The 15138-nt window shown below is 59.6% G+C and carries 18 protein-coding genes and 1 tRNA gene; 10 read left to right on the forward strand and 9 right to left on the reverse strand.

Translation table 11 applies throughout. The features are described from left to right. Positions 1-2: 2 nt before the first annotated feature. A complete protein-coding gene (locus C0Z16_RS10995) occupies positions 3-668 on the forward strand; it encodes a hypothetical protein (RefSeq protein ID WP_146014302.1) in 666 nt (221 codons plus the stop codon). Here the strand turns inward: C0Z16_RS10995 and C0Z16_RS11000 are convergent, their stop codons facing one another. Further along, positions 669-980 carry a helix-turn-helix domain-containing protein gene (locus C0Z16_RS11000; protein WP_102632171.1) on the reverse strand — a complete coding sequence of 104 codons (312 nt, stop codon included), beginning with the start codon at positions 978-980 and terminating at the stop codon, positions 669-671. Between the two features lie 210 nt (positions 981-1190). Between C0Z16_RS11000 and C0Z16_RS11005 the strand changes: the two genes are divergently transcribed. From C0Z16_RS11005 to C0Z16_RS11025, 5 genes are all read left to right on the forward strand, one after another. Continuing rightward, on the forward strand, positions 1191-1688 hold the full coding sequence (locus tag C0Z16_RS11005; protein WP_102632172.1) for a hypothetical protein: 498 nt from the start codon (positions 1191-1193) through the stop codon (positions 1686-1688). Positions 1689-1709: 21 nt separating this feature from the next. Then, on the forward strand, positions 1710-2606 hold the full coding sequence (locus tag C0Z16_RS11010) for an FtsZ/tubulin family protein (RefSeq protein ID WP_158244483.1): 897 nt from the start codon (positions 1710-1712) through the stop codon (positions 2604-2606). 173 nt (positions 2607-2779) lie between these two features. Then, complete coding sequence (locus C0Z16_RS37385) at positions 2780-3481, forward strand: hypothetical protein (RefSeq protein WP_146014303.1); 702 nt, start codon at positions 2780-2782, stop codon at positions 3479-3481. A gap of 157 nt (positions 3482-3638) precedes the next feature. Continuing rightward, the gene (locus tag C0Z16_RS11020) at positions 3639-3899 is read left to right on the forward strand and encodes a helix-turn-helix transcriptional regulator (RefSeq protein WP_102632175.1); all 261 of its coding nucleotides are present in this window, start codon (positions 3639-3641) and stop codon (positions 3897-3899) included. Positions 3900-4099: 200 nt separating this feature from the next. After that, on the forward strand, positions 4100-6328 hold the full coding sequence (locus C0Z16_RS11025) for a phage/plasmid primase, P4 family (protein ID WP_102632176.1): 2229 nt from the start codon (positions 4100-4102) through the stop codon (positions 6326-6328). Between the two features lie 220 nt (positions 6329-6548). Here C0Z16_RS11025 and C0Z16_RS11030 read toward each other — a convergent pair whose 3' ends face one another. The 7 genes from C0Z16_RS11030 to C0Z16_RS11060 form a co-directional block, all read right to left on the reverse strand. Beyond that, on the reverse strand, positions 6549-7760 hold the full coding sequence (locus tag C0Z16_RS11030; protein WP_102632177.1) for a tyrosine-type recombinase/integrase: 1212 nt from the start codon (positions 7758-7760) through the stop codon (positions 6549-6551). A 5-nt stretch (positions 7761-7765) separates the two neighbouring features. Next, positions 7766-8206, reverse strand: coding sequence for an Arm DNA-binding domain-containing protein (locus C0Z16_RS39460; RefSeq protein ID WP_102632178.1), 441 nt, complete (start codon positions 8204-8206; stop codon positions 7766-7768). A 175-nt stretch (positions 8207-8381) separates the two neighbouring features. Beyond that, positions 8382-8457: transfer RNA gene (locus tag C0Z16_RS11040), tRNA-Ala, on the reverse strand. A gap of 64 nt (positions 8458-8521) precedes the next feature. Continuing rightward, positions 8522-8872 carry a c-type cytochrome gene (locus tag C0Z16_RS11045; RefSeq protein WP_102632179.1) on the reverse strand — a complete coding sequence of 117 codons (351 nt, stop codon included), beginning with the start codon at positions 8870-8872 and terminating at the stop codon, positions 8522-8524. Next, positions 8869-9660 carry a BON domain-containing protein gene (locus C0Z16_RS11050; protein ID WP_102632180.1) on the reverse strand — a complete coding sequence of 264 codons (792 nt, stop codon included), beginning with the start codon at positions 9658-9660 and terminating at the stop codon, positions 8869-8871. The genes C0Z16_RS11045 and C0Z16_RS11050 overlap by 4 nt, the downstream gene beginning before the upstream one ends. Before the next feature lie 25 nt (positions 9661-9685). Next, a complete protein-coding gene (locus C0Z16_RS11055; protein WP_102632181.1) occupies positions 9686-10273 on the reverse strand; it encodes a phosphoheptose isomerase in 588 nt (195 codons plus the stop codon). A gap of 235 nt (positions 10274-10508) precedes the next feature. Further along, complete coding sequence (locus tag C0Z16_RS11060; RefSeq protein WP_167403509.1) at positions 10509-11018, reverse strand: YraN family protein; 510 nt, start codon at positions 11016-11018, stop codon at positions 10509-10511. On the opposite strand from C0Z16_RS11060, the gene rsmI reads away from it, so the two are divergent. Continuing rightward, a complete protein-coding gene (gene rsmI / locus C0Z16_RS11065; RefSeq protein WP_102632182.1) occupies positions 11017-11895 on the forward strand; it encodes a 16S rRNA (cytidine(1402)-2'-O)-methyltransferase in 879 nt (292 codons plus the stop codon). The genes C0Z16_RS11060 and rsmI overlap by 2 nt on opposite strands. Positions 11896-12033: 138 nt before the next feature. Here rsmI and C0Z16_RS11070 read toward each other — a convergent pair whose 3' ends face one another. Next, the gene (locus C0Z16_RS11070; protein WP_102632183.1) at positions 12034-12636 is read right to left on the reverse strand and encodes a septal ring lytic transglycosylase RlpA family protein; all 603 of its coding nucleotides are present in this window, start codon (positions 12634-12636) and stop codon (positions 12034-12036) included. Positions 12637-13282: 646 nt separating this feature from the next. Between C0Z16_RS11070 and C0Z16_RS11080 the strand changes: the two genes are divergently transcribed. From C0Z16_RS11080 to C0Z16_RS11090, 3 genes are all read left to right on the forward strand, one after another. After that, the gene (locus C0Z16_RS11080; RefSeq protein ID WP_102632185.1) at positions 13283-13927 is read left to right on the forward strand and encodes an MBL fold metallo-hydrolase; all 645 of its coding nucleotides are present in this window, start codon (positions 13283-13285) and stop codon (positions 13925-13927) included. After that, complete coding sequence (locus C0Z16_RS11085; RefSeq protein WP_102632186.1) at positions 13924-14553, forward strand: 3'-5' exonuclease family protein; 630 nt, start codon at positions 13924-13926, stop codon at positions 14551-14553. Before C0Z16_RS11080 ends, C0Z16_RS11085 begins: the two co-directional genes overlap by 4 nt. Before the next feature lie 90 nt (positions 14554-14643). Then, entirely contained in the window at positions 14644-15102 is a 459-nt protein-coding gene (locus C0Z16_RS11090) for an Lrp/AsnC family transcriptional regulator (RefSeq protein WP_011486528.1), read from the forward strand. Positions 15103-15138: the final 36 nt, after the last annotated feature.

The following is a 15138-nucleotide window of genomic DNA, read 5'->3' on the forward strand; positions in this document are numbered from 1 at the left end:
CCGTGAGCTTCGTCGTCCAGCGATTTGATCCCCGCATCCGTCCCGGACTCAACCTCGGGTCTGTCAGTTCGAAGCGCGCCGTTCATAGTCAGCAAAGCCATTGGGATTCGACATGTGCGCTGCACTGCCTCGCGATGGCGCTGCAGATTTGCGGTCTGATTGCCGACACATCGCGCGTTGCCACGTACCGGCGGCGGCTTGAAGCCGCATTCTGGAAGAGAGCGGTCCACTACTTCTTCACAGGAGTGACGTTCCGGGAACTTGCAACGCTCATAGCAGAGCTTGAGTGCGGTCTGCGGACGAAGGTCGCAGAAAATGGTTCGCACCGGGAAGTCATAGCATTCATTGAGCGCGAACTGGCGAGAAAGCGGCTGGTGATCTGCAGTTGGCGCGCAGTTGGTGAATCGCATAGCCACGCCGTGCTGGCGATTGGTGTCGAAGGTACCCAGCGCACTCGTCACATAGACGCCCATACCCTGCTAGTTATCGATCCGGCGGAGGGGCCACCGGCGACGATGACCCTGTGCAACGCGCGGCTCCGATACGCGGGCAGGGAACCAGGCAAGTGGCCGCGGTACGCGAAGTACGCCACGGCCAGCGCGACATATGCGGTGGTCCTGAACGGCGCAATCTCGATTGCCTCAAGCACGCCGCGAAAGTCGCCGTAGCTAGCGTAATGGCCGACGTTTAGGTGGCGGCGTACCCGTACGGTGTTCATCCGACGGTTTGAGCGAAACAGTCAATGGTTCAAACAGGTTCGAAAGTGTGATGCCAAGTACGTAGCAGATGGTCGCCAGTGTTTCCACCGTGGGGTTGCCGATACCCCGTTCAATGACGCTGACGCGGGTTCTATCCAGACATGCCTCGTACGCCAGTTCCTCTTGGGATTTGCCCGCCTCAATCCGGCATGCCTTGACCCGCTTGCCCACGGCTGTTGCCACCGCGTTTCGCCGGTCATGGATTTTCGGTTTTGTGCTCATGGCGCACAGAATGCTTCCGTGACGCCTAAACAACCACGGTTTATAAGCTTATTTATACGACGCTTATAAACATCATGTTTACGATAAACTCACCGCGCTTAAAGTTGCTACGAAGGCAACTGGCAGAAAGCGGGGATCAAAAAACCTGTCGCATATCCAGCGATGGTCAAACGCTGGATATGCAAATGCAATCGACGGAGATCACACGTTATGAGAATTGCTCGAATTTCAATCATTGCTTTAGCAGTGCTATCGCCTGTTGTTGCGAATGCCCAGATAAACCAGATTCTTGGCGTGCTCCATTCGGCTCAAAGCGCTGTCACGCAAGCGACGCAGGCGCCACCCCAGCAGTCGGGACAGGATTCCATGCAGGATGACCAGCGACTCGTGACCCAGCAACGCGACCAGCAGCAGGGGCAGCAGCAACTCAATGCTGCAAGGACGATTGTGGGCATGTGTCCCGACCTGACGAACTCTAAGTTCAATACTGCGGAGCGCATCATCCGCTGCCGGAACAAGGGTATGACGGAGGCGCAACAAATGACGGTCGTGGGTGGTTTGCCGCTGCTGGCGCAGGCGTACGCGGCTTCGATGGTGCAGGACATCTACGAGGACGACATCACTAATCCGGGCAGGGGCAAGGCAATTTCAGACTACTACGATGCGTGCTACAAGCGCGGTGCGCCGTGTGCCCGCCCGAAGTGGTAACTGTGCACAAGGGATATGCCTATGCCGATGACATTACTCCGTAGTCCGGACCCCGCAGAAAAGCTTCAATTGCGAAGTGTCGCCCGCGCAGAAATGAACGGGCCGCCGGATGAGTATCTCGCGATGAAGGTCATCGGCGTCGGTGACGTTGGCGCAGACATCCTCGATGTCCTAGTGGCAAGCGAGCAGATTCAGGGGAACGTCGAGTTCGCCCATGCGTTGACTAGCCCTCAATGCCTGCCGCAAGAACCCGCCTCGCCGGGGGGAGAAGCTCAGATCGTCGAGACTTTCTCCGACACGGCACTTGTCGTCATTGTCTGCGGACAAGAAGTGACGGACGGACGTGTCGCGGAGGCAATTGCTCAAGCGGCACGCACTACAGGTGCGCTGACGATCGTCATGATTGTGGCGCCACAGACGTCGCGAGCGGGGACAATGAACGCTTCTCTCCGCCTCGCCGGTTGTACGGACGCGCTCATCCCGTTGCCGCACTTGCCGCCCGAAGTGCCAGTGCGTAAGGCAGTCGCGGAATACCTCGTCCCGATCATCGCGGCGTTGTCCAGCGCATTCAGTCCGATGGCTCCAGTTTGCCTCGATTTCGAAGACGTTCGCTCAATTCTCGGGCAATGCGGACGGGCACGCCTTGGGTTCGGGCAGTCGTCAGATCAAGACCGGGCGGTAAAAGCCGCGACGCAGGCCATGGACGACATAGGCGTTGAGCACCTGACACGCGCCTCTGGCGTACTGGTCTTAATATCCGGGGGCCGAAAGATGCGGCTTCGCGAATTCGCAAAAGCCATGCACACCGTCAGAGCCGAAACCGCCGCAGGCGCTACCCTCGCCTTGGGCGTGGGCTACGATGATCAGGCTGACGATGTAATGAAGATCATGCTGATTGCCGCCAACTCGTACAACTAGGTTTCACGTTTGTGAGCTCGCGGTTCAGGGGTATCCACACTTGAACCTGCAACAATTTACAATGGCATTCACCGTCAGCTCCCGGCAGGCGGGCCGCGTCTATTGCATATTAGTCGCAGGATAAATCCGTTAAAGACTCCGGTGTTTTCCACTAACAACCTTGGAGCCAGGCCTTGGCAGCACGTCAAATAAGAAAATCCCCTCCACCTCCTCCACTTGATGAGCGTCGGTATGACGGGCACGCGGAGTGGAACAATAAGCGATGGGCCTGGGAATTTTTATGCCGCAACGTAAAATTCAGGGAAGCATGTGACGCCCTAGCACATGATGCGACGCCCCGCCAACGGCGCGCCATCGCAAAAAAATTCCACCTTGCTCGCTTCAAACACTATAACGACCCTTACGAATCCGATGACGGAACTTCTCCCCCTCCAATGTTCCGCTCAAAGGCTGTTGTGCCGATCAGACCTAAGCGTTCTGATGACAAAAGTTGGTTTCAGCCCGTCAATATCCGACCCGGCCAGATCGCAATCCGCTTTGATCTAGGGTTAGCCGTCCAAGACGATCTGATTCTAAAAGGGCAAATTGACGCCGCAGCAGCAGTCCTGGAAAGGCAACTTAGCAAATTTCGCAAAGCCAAGGGCATATCGGAGAAGGCGGGACGCAATCGCAAGAGGGCGCAGGTTCTCCTGCAGCTGAGAATCCTCGACGCCCTCGCAATTGAAGCTACGCACGCCCATCACGCAAACCTTGTCTGGGGTCCCGATACATCCGAGAAAAAATTCGTTGACGCAATGAAGAGCGCGTTGGACATGGCTCAAGAAGGATACCTTTCGCTTGCGGCAATCGGCAACAAGGTTCCGACAGTGAAGTGAAGCGTCGTCACGCATGTAAAGGATCGGGGTTAGCAGCGCGAGTTAACTTCGATACTGAGCTAACGCCTACAACTAAATCCGATTTTCAACAATCTCGGCGACGCCAATAATCCTTACCAGTCCGCTGCCGTAGCGGAATGTCCAAAAGGAGAATGTCATGGCGTACCCGCAGTCCCTACCGACCTCGAACGATCAGCCCCACGGCAATCGCACTTACCGCCGCTTACTGAAGCGCAAGCAGGTACTCGACCGCACGAGCCTGTCGAACACCGTCATGTACCAGCTCATCGCGGAAGGCCGCTTCCCGCAGCCCGTCAAACCCACCGGTGGCCGCGCTTCCGCATGGGTTGAGGAGGAAGTCGATCAGTACATCGCGTCGTGCATCGCGCTGCGTGACGCGAACGAGGTGAACGCCTAACCGCGGTCCCGTCTCACCTCCTACCCCAAACCGCGCCCCTCCCGGTAGTGGAAGCAGTGGAACCGTTTTTCTATTTCTGATCAGAAAAAAGCATAGCTTTCCTTCGATCAATATCGAAATATCCTCCACTTCTTCCCAAGCCCTTCCTGTTTTTTTGTCGAAGGGAGAGGTGCTATCGCTTGTACAAAGGATACCTAAATATGAATGTTATCAGGGAAGATGCAAGTGCGCATAAACGACTGTTGCACGATCAAGCTCCCGCGATATTTCAACTCTTCGCGGAAAAAGGCACTAGCGCAACAGCACGCGCGCTTTCCGGCACCTTAAAACAACATGGTCGAGAAATCGATCAACATGTTCGTTCTGGTGGTGCGGTGGGTATTGCGATCAATACGTTCCGCAACGGCAAACGCTCTAGCGACAACCTGGATCGCATCAACGGCTTCTTTCTGGATTGCGACGGCGGCGTCACGCTCGAAGACATTAAGAACTTTGTCATCCAGCCGCATCTGGTGACCGAGACGTCGCCTGGCCACTTCCACGTGCTCTGGCTGATCGCGGGCTGCCCCGCCAAGGCATACCGTGCAATACAGAAGATTTTGGCCGCGAAATTTGGCGGCGACCCCAACGTATGCGACGTGACGCGCACCATGCGCCTCGCTGGCACCATTAACCGGAAGAACGGTCAGCAGCACCGCGTACGCATCGTGTCAATCAAGACAGGCGATGATGCAAAGCCGATCGAATTCAAAGCGTTTGTTCGCGCGTTCGGCATCAAGCCTAAGCAGAAGGCCGCGCTACCCCGTCCGGCTTCGCCTGCGGCTCCTGTGCCGGTCGATCTTGCGGACATCAACGACGCACTGGCGAAAATTCCGGCAGATGAACGTATGGTCTGGCTGCGTGTTGGTATGGCACTGCACTCGATCTATCCGGGCTGTGTCGGCAAGGACCTCTGGGACCAGTGGTCACGGAAGGCGCACGACGTATTCGACCAGAAGGATCAGGATCGCGCGTGGCGCGGCTTCAGGCCTAACCGCGGCATCACGAAAGGAACGCTGTTCCACCTGGCGGCAACCTACGCATCGACCAAGAAGGCCGAAACCCCGACGACCGAATCTGACTTCGCGAAGCTGTTCGTCGCAACTTACAAGAACGAGATTGCGTACGATCACACCGCCTCAGCATGGTGGGTGTGGGACGACATCTGGAAGAAAGCGCCTCATCTAGCAATGCGGCGTTGCAAAGCAATGGTTGAGGCCATCGTTGAGACCGTCAGTTCTTGCAATCCGGACGCACGCAATGACTTGCTGAAAATTGTGCAGCGGCATATGACGACATCCAGCCTAGGCAACATCTTGCGCCAGGCATCGATTGACGAGGCAATCGAAATTGCTACATCAAAGTTCGACAGCAATCCCGAACTGCTCGGCGTACAAAATGGCGTCGTGGAACTGGCCAGCGGCACGCATCGCCTTGGCCGGGCGGAAGACTTCGTCACACTCCAGTGCGGCACCAGCCACGATCCTGCGGCAAAGTGTCCCGAGTTCCGCAAATTCATCGCCAGCATCACGGAGGAAGATGCCCCGTTCGCCGATATCATTCAGCGCGCACTGGGGTATAGCGCATTCGGCCACACGAAAGAGCAGGTATTTTTCGTGATTTTGGGGCCTGGAGCGAACGGCAAGGGCGTATTGTTGCGCACCATTATCAAGGCACTCGGCGACTACGCGAAAACTGTAGCGCCGAATCTCCTGCAAAGTGCGTATGCAAGCAATCCGAACGCACCGAGCCCGGCTGTCATGACGCTGAAGGGTTCACGGTTGTATGCCTGTACGGAGTTTGACGGCAAGAAGCGCTTCGACGACGCCTTCATCAAGCAAATCAGCGGCAGCGACGCTCTCACGGCTCGCAGCAACTTCGGCGAACAGGAGACGTTTACGCCGGTAGGTAAGCTCTGGCTGTCGTTAAATTCCGATCCGGAGATCGCGTACGACAACGCTGCAATGTGGCGTCGCTTGCGCGTCATTCCGCTGATGCGTAGCTTTACGGGAAGCGAGCGCGACAACGATCTTGATGCAAAGCTCGCAGCCGAACTGCCGGGTATTCTGAACTGGCTAATCGAGGGCGCACGCATGTATCACAAAGACGGTCTCGGCGACTGCGAGAAGGTGCACGAGGCGACCAGTAAGCTTCGCGAGCGCTCCGATACGGTGCGGACCTGGTTCCGTCATTGCTGCACTAAACGCGATGGCGCTGCAATTCAGGGAGCCAACGACGTGTACCGTAATTATGTGACTTACACCCGGAGTAGCAACCGCACTCCGTTACCGATGCCGAAATTCAATGCGAGGCTCGTAACGCTTGGTGGCCGCCATGTTCGCCGCAGCACGTTCAACGGCTGGACGGGTTTCGTTCTGCGCGGTGACTAAAATGCCTGCATGCCGGGTCGGAGGCAATCCAACCCGGCTCATCGCTATCAATCCGACCTTAGGCGTGTCGCGCCATCGTAATTCGCGGAAGCAAATATCCGAGCAGTGTCACTTCCTAATACGCGGATGCCCGAACTCCGAGGAAACCACGCTCGCCCCCCGCACAGCGGAGTCGAAGCAGTCCACTCGTTCCCACTGCGCTTTGCTACCCCGTCAACATCTACGTGCACTTATCAATCGACGTGACTTGCCCTCCGGCCTTGAGCGCTACGAGATAGTCTGCCCATCGCTGCATCATAACGCGTCTGTCTTTCAGGAATTTAGTGCGGTTGTAGGCGGAACCGAGGGAGTCTGGAACCTTGTGTGCAAGCTGATGCTCGATCACCTCAGGCCGGAAATGCAGTTCCTCGTGCAAGATTGTGCGAGCCATCGCCCGGAATCCGTGCCCCGTGATCTCAGTTTTTGTGTCATAACCCATTCGCCGCAAAGCAGCATTGACGGCTGCCTCGCTCATCGGCTTCTTCGGGTCTCGCCCAGGGAATACATAGGTCCCGTGCCCGGTGAGCGCATGCAGCTCTCTTAGAATCTCCACGGCCTGTACGGCTAGCGGTACGAGATGCTCCGTTTTCGTCTTGGTCACGAGATAACGCCATTCAGCCTTTTCGAGATCAAAACCCGACCACTGAGCCTTGCGCAATTCACCGGGGCGCACAAATATGAGAGGAGCCAACAGCAATGCGCTCTTCACTACAAACGTACCGCGAAAGCCATCGATCGCGCGAAGAAGCTCTGCGACCTTCGCTGGCTCCGTGATGGATGCGAAGTTCTCGCGTCTAACGGGAGGGAGAGCGCCTCTCAAGTCGGCAGAAGGATCACGTTCTGCTCGCCCTGTGGCCACAGCGTAGCGGAACACCTGTCCGCAGTTCTGCATCGCTCGATGCGCCGTGTCTTTCGCCCCACGTTCTTCGATTCGCCGAATGACCGTCAACAGCTCGGGAGCTCCTACTTCCTCGATGGGTCGGCCGCCGAGCCACGGGAAGATGTCCTTTTCCAGACGCTGGACGACCTTATCTGCGTGACTTTGAGCCCAGCCCGGCGACTGGCGGGCAAACCACTCGCGAGCGACTACTTCGAACGAGTTGGTGGCCCGCTCGAGCGTTGCCGCCTTTTTTGCCTTTTTGTGCTCACCGGGATCGACGCCCTTCGCGAGAAGTTTGCGCATCTCATCTCGTTGCTCGCGCGCGTCCTTGAGCCCGATGTCCGGATAGACCCCGAGCGATAACCGCTTCTCTTTGCCCTGGAAACGGTATTTAAAGCGCCACCACTTGCCTCCAGTAGCGGAAACCTCAAGATACATTCCCCGCTCATCGAACAAACGATAGAGCTTGCCGGTCGGCTTCGCGCTACGAACTCCTACGTCAGTCAGTGCCATGCTTGCTACTCCTTGAGAAGCACGGCGCGCGTTTCGTCCAGAAAGGCGCGAAGCTGGGCCGTCTCCGATGGATTCAGATGCACGCTGCCTGCGCCAAGTCGGATCGACAGTGCGCCGTCACTGCCCACGGAAAAGCGCATTTCCGCTTTTAAGCGAACGGCTTCGTGTCGTCGGGTGGCACGCCTCTCCTTTCGTAAATCTCCGGGGTCGACTCCTGCGGCAAGTTGCGCTCGGGCTTCATCCCGGAAATTCCGCGCATCAGCCAACGTCACGCTGGAATAGACGCCGAACGGCAGAGTTTTCTCCTTGCCGCCGAACCTGTATTTGAGTCGCCAGTATTTCCCTCGGTTCGGGGAGACGAGCAAATACAAGCCGCCGCCGTCGAAGAGCTTTCGGGGCTTGTCGGCAGGCATCGCTTTCCTGATGGTGGGCTCGGTCAACGCCATTTGGGGAATACTGGAGAGACTGTTTGGACAGTTGCCCCGAAAGTTATCCCTCTTTACGCCCGGATGTCAACGGATATGCCGGGACGTTACCGGCAATAAAAAACCCCGCAAGCGTTGATCTTACGGGGTTTTTCGGAATTTTCCGGACGTCTGCGAATTTCGTCGCATAAAGAATTGGTGGAGAGGAAGGGGATCGAACCCTCGACCTTCGCATTGCGAACGCGACGCTCTCCCAGCTGAGCTACCCCCCCAACGTGCAAATAATTCTAGCACAAGCATTTTCCGTTTTGCCAAGCCACACTGCCCGGCAAAACCTCACTTCGACGGCGCCCCAGCAAGCACCCAATCGACCACCGCGCGAATATCCGCATCGCTCATCGATTGATGCGCGGGCATTGGAATCATGCCCCACACACCAGCGCCGCCGTCCTTCACCTTGCGCGACAACTTCACCGACGCTTGAGCGTCGCCCTTATACCTGGCGGCGATCTGCTGAAACGATGGACCCACCAGCTTGCGGTCAACCGCATGACACCCCATGCAGGCATTCGCGTTGGCGATTATCCGGCCACGAGGCGCATCGGCGGCATATGCCATCGATGCAAACCAGGCCGCCGACGCCCCCAACATCAGAGCGATAACAACACCGGCAACCCCACGCTTCATTGCGTCGCCTTCGGGTTGCCCGGATGCACCGCGTTCGAGTTCGTGACCGGCGCTGGCGACTGTTGTTCGAGCGGCCGCGCGCTCACCGACGAATCCGGAATCGCGCCCACCGTCGCCGCACCTGCATCCGGCTGCGAAGCGGCAACCGGCGCCGTCGCCGCCGCAGCGGCCGCCGCCGCGGCTTCTTGCGGCTGGATATACTGGAACACCTTCACGACCTGCGTCACACCCGGCACACGGCTCGCGACGTCCGCGCCGCGATTCCCTTCGTCCATCGTGACGAGACCCATCAGGTACACCGAACCGCGCTCTGCCACGACCTTGAAATCGTTCGCCGAAATGTTCTTCTCGGCGATCAGCGCGGTTTTGACGCGCGTCTCGAGGTAAGTGTCATTCGTGCGCGACGAGAACGAGCTCGCCGGCATGATCGCCAGTTCGTTGACGATCGTATTCACGTTGTTCAAGCCACGCACGATGCTCTCCGCGCGCTGCTTCGACGCATTCCCCGCGACTTCGCCGGTCAGCAGCACGCGGCGGTTGAACACCGTCACGTTGACGTGCGCCGAATCCGGCAGATTCTGGCTAATCTGCGCGAGCGCCTTCACCTGGATCTCGCGGTCTTCCGTCTGCGCGCCGAGTGTGCGTCGGTCGGTCGCCATCAACGCGCTACCGCCCGCCGCGCCGGCAACGGCGAGAAAGCAACCCTGCAACGTCGCGGACAACCCCGCCGCAAAACCAACCACCAGCACGGTTCTCACCAGTGTCTTCTTGACGCGTAATGCGCTCATCAACTAGCTCTCCTTCGGATCGGTCTCAGTCTTCGCCCAGCAACATGGCATCGATGCCGTCGCACAGACAATGGATGGTCAGCAAATGCACTTCCTGGATACGCGCAGTGCGATCGGACGGCACGCACACGTGGATGTCGGTATCGCTCAATACTTCCTGCATGCGTCCGCCGCCCTTTCCGCTCAGCGCAACGACGATCATTTCGCGCTCGTGCGCGGCCTCGATTGCGGCAACCACATTCGCCGAATTGCCCGACGTGCTGATCGCGAGCAGCACGTCGCCGGGCTGGCCCAGCGCCAACACCTGCTTGGCGAAAATCTGCTCGAACGAATAATCGTTGGCGATCGCGGTGAGCACAGACGTGTCGGTGCTGAGCGCAATCGCGGGCAAGCCTGGCCGCTCGCGTTCGAAGCGGCCCATCAGTTCGGCAGCGAAATGCTGCGCGTCCGCCGCCGAGCCGCCATTGCCGCACGCCAGAATACGATTGCCGTTGGCAAGCGCGGCGAACATCGTGTCGATCGCTGCGGCAATCGGCATCGACAAGGTTTCCAGAGCTTCGAGTTTGACTGCCGCGCTGTCGCGGAAGTGTTGTTGAATGCGTTCGACTGACATCGAGTCTCTATCTTTTACCGCGAGTGGGCCGCAGTGTGCGGCCGTGTTGTGAAGTCATGTTAATGAAGTCGTGCTGCGAGCCGTGCCACTCAAAGGGCAATGCCGTGCGTGAGCGCGAACACCTCACAAAATGCGCTTTCGGGCGTTCTGTCTTCATCGACGCTCGCCCCGTAGCCCGGTAACCCGCATGCGAGCGCAAGTTTATCGCACTCACACGCGTTCTCCGCGCATTGCGTCAGACTTCGTCGGCACGGAAAGCATCGCGTAACCAGACGAGCCGCCCTGCTTCGAACGCGATCACGTCAAACCGACAAGCGGGCTGTTCGCGCGAATGCGAACGCTGGGTCGCGAGATAGTGCTGCGCGGCGCGCACGATTCGCTGCCGCTTTTGCCACCCAATGCTCGCCGCCGCTCCGCCGTAGTTGCATTGGGCGCGCGCACGAACTTCGACGAATACCAGCGCGCCGTCGCGCTCGCGCATGACGAGATCGATCTCGCCGCCGCGGCACGACACATTGCGCGCGACGAACCGCAAACGCTGGCGCTGCAAAAACTCCTGCGCGCGCGCCTCGAAAGCCGCGCCGACGAGTTTGGACCCGGCTTGCCCAGAAAAGTTGTCGAAGGTGGCGCCTCCCAGCTTGGATCTCGCACGAGGCGAATTCGCGCTTCGCGCGTCGACCGGACCGCATGGCGCTGCGTGGCACAATGACGGCCTCATTCCGTCCGTTTGCGATTTCTGCCTCATGACTCCTCTCTCTGAACTCGCGCAAGGACAGCAGTACCCCGCCGCCGCGCTGTATGTGGTGGCCACGCCGATCGGCAACGTTGCCGACATCACGCTGCGCGCGTTGCATGTTCTCGGACTCGTGGATCGTATCGCCGCGGAAGACACGCGCAACACCGGCCAGTTGCTCGCGCGCTATGGCATCTCGAAGCCGCTCATTGCGGTTCATCAACACAATGAGCGAGCCGCCGCGCAACGCATCGTCGAACATCTGCAGGCGGGCGAGCGCGTGGCCTATGTGTCGGACGCAGGCACGCCCGGTATCTCGGACCCCGGCGCGAAGCTCGTCGATGCCGTGCGCGAAGCGGGCTTTGCCGTCGTCCCGCTACCCGGCGCGAGCGCGCTCGCGACCGCGTTGAGCGCGGCCGGCGATTGGGTCGCGACCTTCTCGTTCATCGGCTTTCTTCCGCCGAAAGCAAAAGCCCGCGCCGCCGCGCTGCAAACGCTCGCGAAGCATCCGCACGCATTGGTGTTCTATGAAGCGCCGCACCGGATCGTCGAAACCGTGCAGGCGCTGGCCGATGCGTTGGGCGGCGAGCGCAAGCTGCTGATCGCGCGCGAATTGACGAAGTTACACGAAGCCTTGCATTGCGGCACCCTGGCCGAAGGGCCAACGTGGCTCGCCGCCGATCCCAACCGGCAACGCGGTGAATTCGTGCTGGTGGTGGAAGGCGCGCAGCAGGAAACGGCCGGCGACCACGATCACGACGCGCTGCTCGAAATCCTGCTGGAAGAGTTGACGGTGAGCAGCGCGGCGAGGATCGCGGCCACGATTACGGGCGCGTCGCGCAACGCGCTGTACACGCGTGCGCTGGCGCTCAAAAAAGAAGAGGAGTGAAGGGAAGCGGTGACCCGGTGCATAGAGCCGCGCAAAAGCAAAAGGGCCGCCCATGCAGATGAGCGGCCCTTCATTTTTCCGGCGGACAAGGCATGACATTCCACCATGCCGAACGACGCTACACGCGCCGCCAATTCATTACCTCTGAGCGGTCGATCCCGAGTTGGACGCCAGCGTTTCGTCACGGGCAGCGCGCGCTTCTTCCTGCGTCAAACCTTCAATCTTGACGCGCGCCGTGCCGGCGTGACGCATGTCAAGCACATTCGCAGCGGCCATGGACAGGTCGATCACGCGGCCACGCGCGTACGGGCCGCGGTCGTTGATTCGCACGACGACCGAGCGAGAAGTCGCGGGGTTCGTCACGCGCACATACGAGCCGAGCGGCAGCGTCCGATGCGCCGCGGTCAACGCGTGCATGTCGTAACGTTCGCCGTTGGCGGTGCGGCGGCCATGAAAGCCCCGGCCGTACCAAGAGGCGCGACCGATCTGATGGAAGTCCGAGACGCCAGAACCGTCATCCGAGAGCGGCTTTGCATCGGCCAGCGAGGGGCCCTTGGCGGCGGCGTCGGAGGCCGGTGCGCTGCCGTAGGCTTGCGGTCCGAAGGAGCCTGCCTGCGCATTCTTCGTGCGAAGCGGCACAGCGCTTGCGACATTGCTGTCGGCGCCCGGCGGTGTGGCGCAGCCGGCCAGCACAAAAAAGGCAAAAAGAGTCCCCAGACCACGGGATAACCGAGTTTTCATAGACGTGCAATCACATTGTCGAGCCGCATCACGCGTAAGTTGAGCGTGTTGCCTGCGACTCCGGCGGCAATGGACGACAGCGCGCCGCGCAGACGAGCGCAGTACGTCGAAGCCCGGATGCGGCTCATTCAGCCGCTACCGCACGGTTAATTTTCACGTCTGGCGCAACCTGTCCCCGGCAGCCTGACCAGACCCCACATGCCGCCATCGAACGTGGCAAACACGTTCTTGCGCGCGAAGATCAGGGCGCAGGAACGGCGGCGTAGGCCCCACCCAGCGTCACGACCGTTAAAGTCGTAGCAGGCGCGCGGCGCCTGGCTGGGCAAGACGTGTGCATCGAATGCATCGATACCTGATGGCCGTCCAAAAGTGCGACAGCCCATACTTGAGTGGCGATCCGCGCTCCCATTTTTGATGGGGACGCATCGCCTTGTGGCAGCACGATTCCTCGTGCATGGGGTCCATTATACCTAAAACAGAATTCTGGGTTGCTAAGCGACTGAAAACCTTGATGAATCTTCACCTTTGCTGCAAAAATCGCCAGACGAAACGCCGTGGCTCAAGCGCTTGGCCATCTGCAGCGAGCCTCGGCGCACGCGGCTAAGACGCCGGTACAATCAACGTTTTCCCCGCGGCGCCGTCACCCATGAAAGTCACCTTGATCCCCGTCACGCCGTTTCAGCAGAACAGTTCCCTGCTCGTTTGCCAGGCGACTGGACGTGCGGCCGTCGTCGATCCGGGCGGCGATCTGGACATCATTCAAGGCGAGATCGCGCGCCAGAACGTGAGCGTCGAAAAAGTGCTACTGACGCACGGCCATATCGACCACTGCGCCGGCGCAAAGACGCTCGCCACGCACTATGGCGTGCCGATCGAAGGCCCGCATCCGGACGAACGCTTCTGGCTCGACAAGCTGCCAGATCAAAGCACGCGCTTCGGCTTTCCGGCAGCTGAAGCGTTTGAACCGGACCGCTGGCTGCAGAATGGCGACACCGTGCAATTCGGCGACGAAACGCTCGAGGTCTATCACTGTCCGGGGCACACGCCGGGCCACCTGGTGTTCTTCAGTCGCGCGCATCGGCTCGCGCTCGTCGGCGACGTGCTGTTCGCCGGCTCGATCGGCCGCACGGATTTTCCGCGCGGCAACCACGCGGATCTGGTGCGTTCGATTCGCGAAAAGCTCTGGCCTCTCGGCGACGACGTCACGTTCGTGCCCGGCCACGGCCCCACTTCGACGTTCGGTGCCGAGCGGCTCAGCAATCCGTACGTTGCCGACGGAGTCGAGGCATGAGTAGCGAAATCTACGTGAGCACCGACGTGGAAGCGGACGGCCCGATTCCTGGCCCGCATTCGATGCTCAGCTTCGCCTCGGCCGCTTACACGGAAGACAAGCAGCTCATCGCCACTTTTTCCGCGAATCTGGAATTGCTCGACGGCGCGGCGCCGCATCCCGTGCAGGAAGCGTGGTGGAAGACGCAGCCCGAAGCGTGGGCGGCTTGCCGCAAAGACCTGCAGCGTCCTGAGACGGCGTTGGCGGCTTACGTCGACTGGGTCGAGGCGCTGCCCGGCAAGCCCGTGTTCGTCGCGATGCCGGCCGGCTTCGACTTCACCCATATGTTCTGGTACATGATGCGCTTCGTCGGCCGCTGCCCGTTCTCGTGGTCCGCGCTCGACATCAAGACGCTCGCCTTCGCGATGACCGGCCTGCCGTATCGCAAGAACATCAAGCCGCGCTTCCCGAAACACTGGTTCGACGAGCATCCGCATACGCATGTCGCGCTGGACGACGCGATCGAACAGGGCGCGCTTTTTTGCAACATGCTGAAGGATTTGCGCACCATGCAGGCGGCCGGCCTCGCCGCAAGCCAGGAAAGGGACGACTCAGGACAAAATCCCGCTGAGGAACCGGCAAATTAGGTAATCTCCCTCGCCTGAGGCGTTTTTGATTGCGTTTCGTTTTCGCGCCCTCTACCATGCGGTGATATGGCGACGCAAACGGAGGCGCAGTTGACACTCGATACGTTCTCTCAAAAAATTCTGCGCCTTCTGCAGTTGGACGCACGCCGTTCGGTGCAGGAAATTTCCGATCAGGTAGGCCTCTCGAGCACGCCTTGCTGGCGGCGCATCAAGGACATGGAGCAATCGGGAGTGATCCAGCGCTACACGGCGTTGCTGGATCGCGAGAAGCTGGGGCTGCACGTGTGCGCGCTCGCGCACATCCATCTCACCCGTCACACGGAAGGCGGCGTCGAACAGTTCGAACGGGAAATCACCACCTGCCCGGAAGTCACCGAGTGCTACAGCACGACCGGCGAGTCGGACTACATCCTGAAAATCGTCGCGCCCGACATCAAGGCGTACGACACTTTTCTGCACGAACGCATCTTCAAGATTCCGGCCGTCGCTCAGGTCCGCACAAGCGTCGTGCTGCGCGAAATCAAATTCGATACGCAATTGCCGCTGTGATCCGTTGATCGCCGGTTGCCGTCACGCGCAGAACCG

Source organism: Paraburkholderia rhynchosiae, from assembly GCF_002879865.1.
In the GTDB taxonomy this organism is placed as follows: domain Bacteria; phylum Pseudomonadota; class Gammaproteobacteria; order Burkholderiales; family Burkholderiaceae; genus Paraburkholderia; species Paraburkholderia rhynchosiae.

What these genes read in the sequence shown, in the direction of transcription:
- C0Z16_RS11020 (WP_102632175.1), top strand. Translation starts at nt 3,639, where the DNA reads ATGGCGTACCCGCAGTCCCTACCGACCTCGAACGATCAGCCCCACGGC.
- C0Z16_RS11060 (WP_167403509.1), bottom strand. Translation starts at nt 11,018, where the DNA reads ATGAGGCAGAAATCGCAAACGGACGGAATGAGGCCGTCATTGTGCCAC.
- C0Z16_RS11070 (WP_102632183.1), bottom strand. Translation starts at nt 12,636, where the DNA reads ATGAAAACTCGGTTATCCCGTGGTCTGGGGACTCTTTTTGCCTTTTTT.
- rsmI (WP_102632182.1), top strand. Translation starts at nt 11,017, where the DNA reads ATGACTCCTCTCTCTGAACTCGCGCAAGGACAGCAGTACCCCGCCGCC.
- C0Z16_RS11010 (WP_158244483.1), top strand. Translation starts at nt 1,710, where the DNA reads ATGCCGATGACATTACTCCGTAGTCCGGACCCCGCAGAAAAGCTTCAA.
- C0Z16_RS11005 (WP_102632172.1), top strand. Translation starts at nt 1,191, where the DNA reads ATGAGAATTGCTCGAATTTCAATCATTGCTTTAGCAGTGCTATCGCCT.
- C0Z16_RS11055 (WP_102632181.1), bottom strand. Translation starts at nt 10,273, where the DNA reads ATGTCAGTCGAACGCATTCAACAACACTTCCGCGACAGCGCGGCAGTC.
- C0Z16_RS11025 (WP_102632176.1), top strand. Translation starts at nt 4,100, where the DNA reads ATGAATGTTATCAGGGAAGATGCAAGTGCGCATAAACGACTGTTGCAC.
- C0Z16_RS11080 (WP_102632185.1), top strand. Translation starts at nt 13,283, where the DNA reads ATGAAAGTCACCTTGATCCCCGTCACGCCGTTTCAGCAGAACAGTTCC.
- C0Z16_RS11030 (WP_102632177.1), bottom strand. Translation starts at nt 7,760, where the DNA reads ATGGCACTGACTGACGTAGGAGTTCGTAGCGCGAAGCCGACCGGCAAG.
- C0Z16_RS11045 (WP_102632179.1), bottom strand. Translation starts at nt 8,872, where the DNA reads ATGAAGCGTGGGGTTGCCGGTGTTGTTATCGCTCTGATGTTGGGGGCG.
- C0Z16_RS39460 (WP_102632178.1), bottom strand. Translation starts at nt 8,206, where the DNA reads ATGGCGTTGACCGAGCCCACCATCAGGAAAGCGATGCCTGCCGACAAG.
- C0Z16_RS11050 (WP_102632180.1), bottom strand. Translation starts at nt 9,660, where the DNA reads ATGAGCGCATTACGCGTCAAGAAGACACTGGTGAGAACCGTGCTGGTG.
- C0Z16_RS11085 (WP_102632186.1), top strand. Translation starts at nt 13,924, where the DNA reads ATGAGTAGCGAAATCTACGTGAGCACCGACGTGGAAGCGGACGGCCCG.
- C0Z16_RS11000 (WP_102632171.1), bottom strand. Translation starts at nt 980, where the DNA reads ATGAGCACAAAACCGAAAATCCATGACCGGCGAAACGCGGTGGCAACA.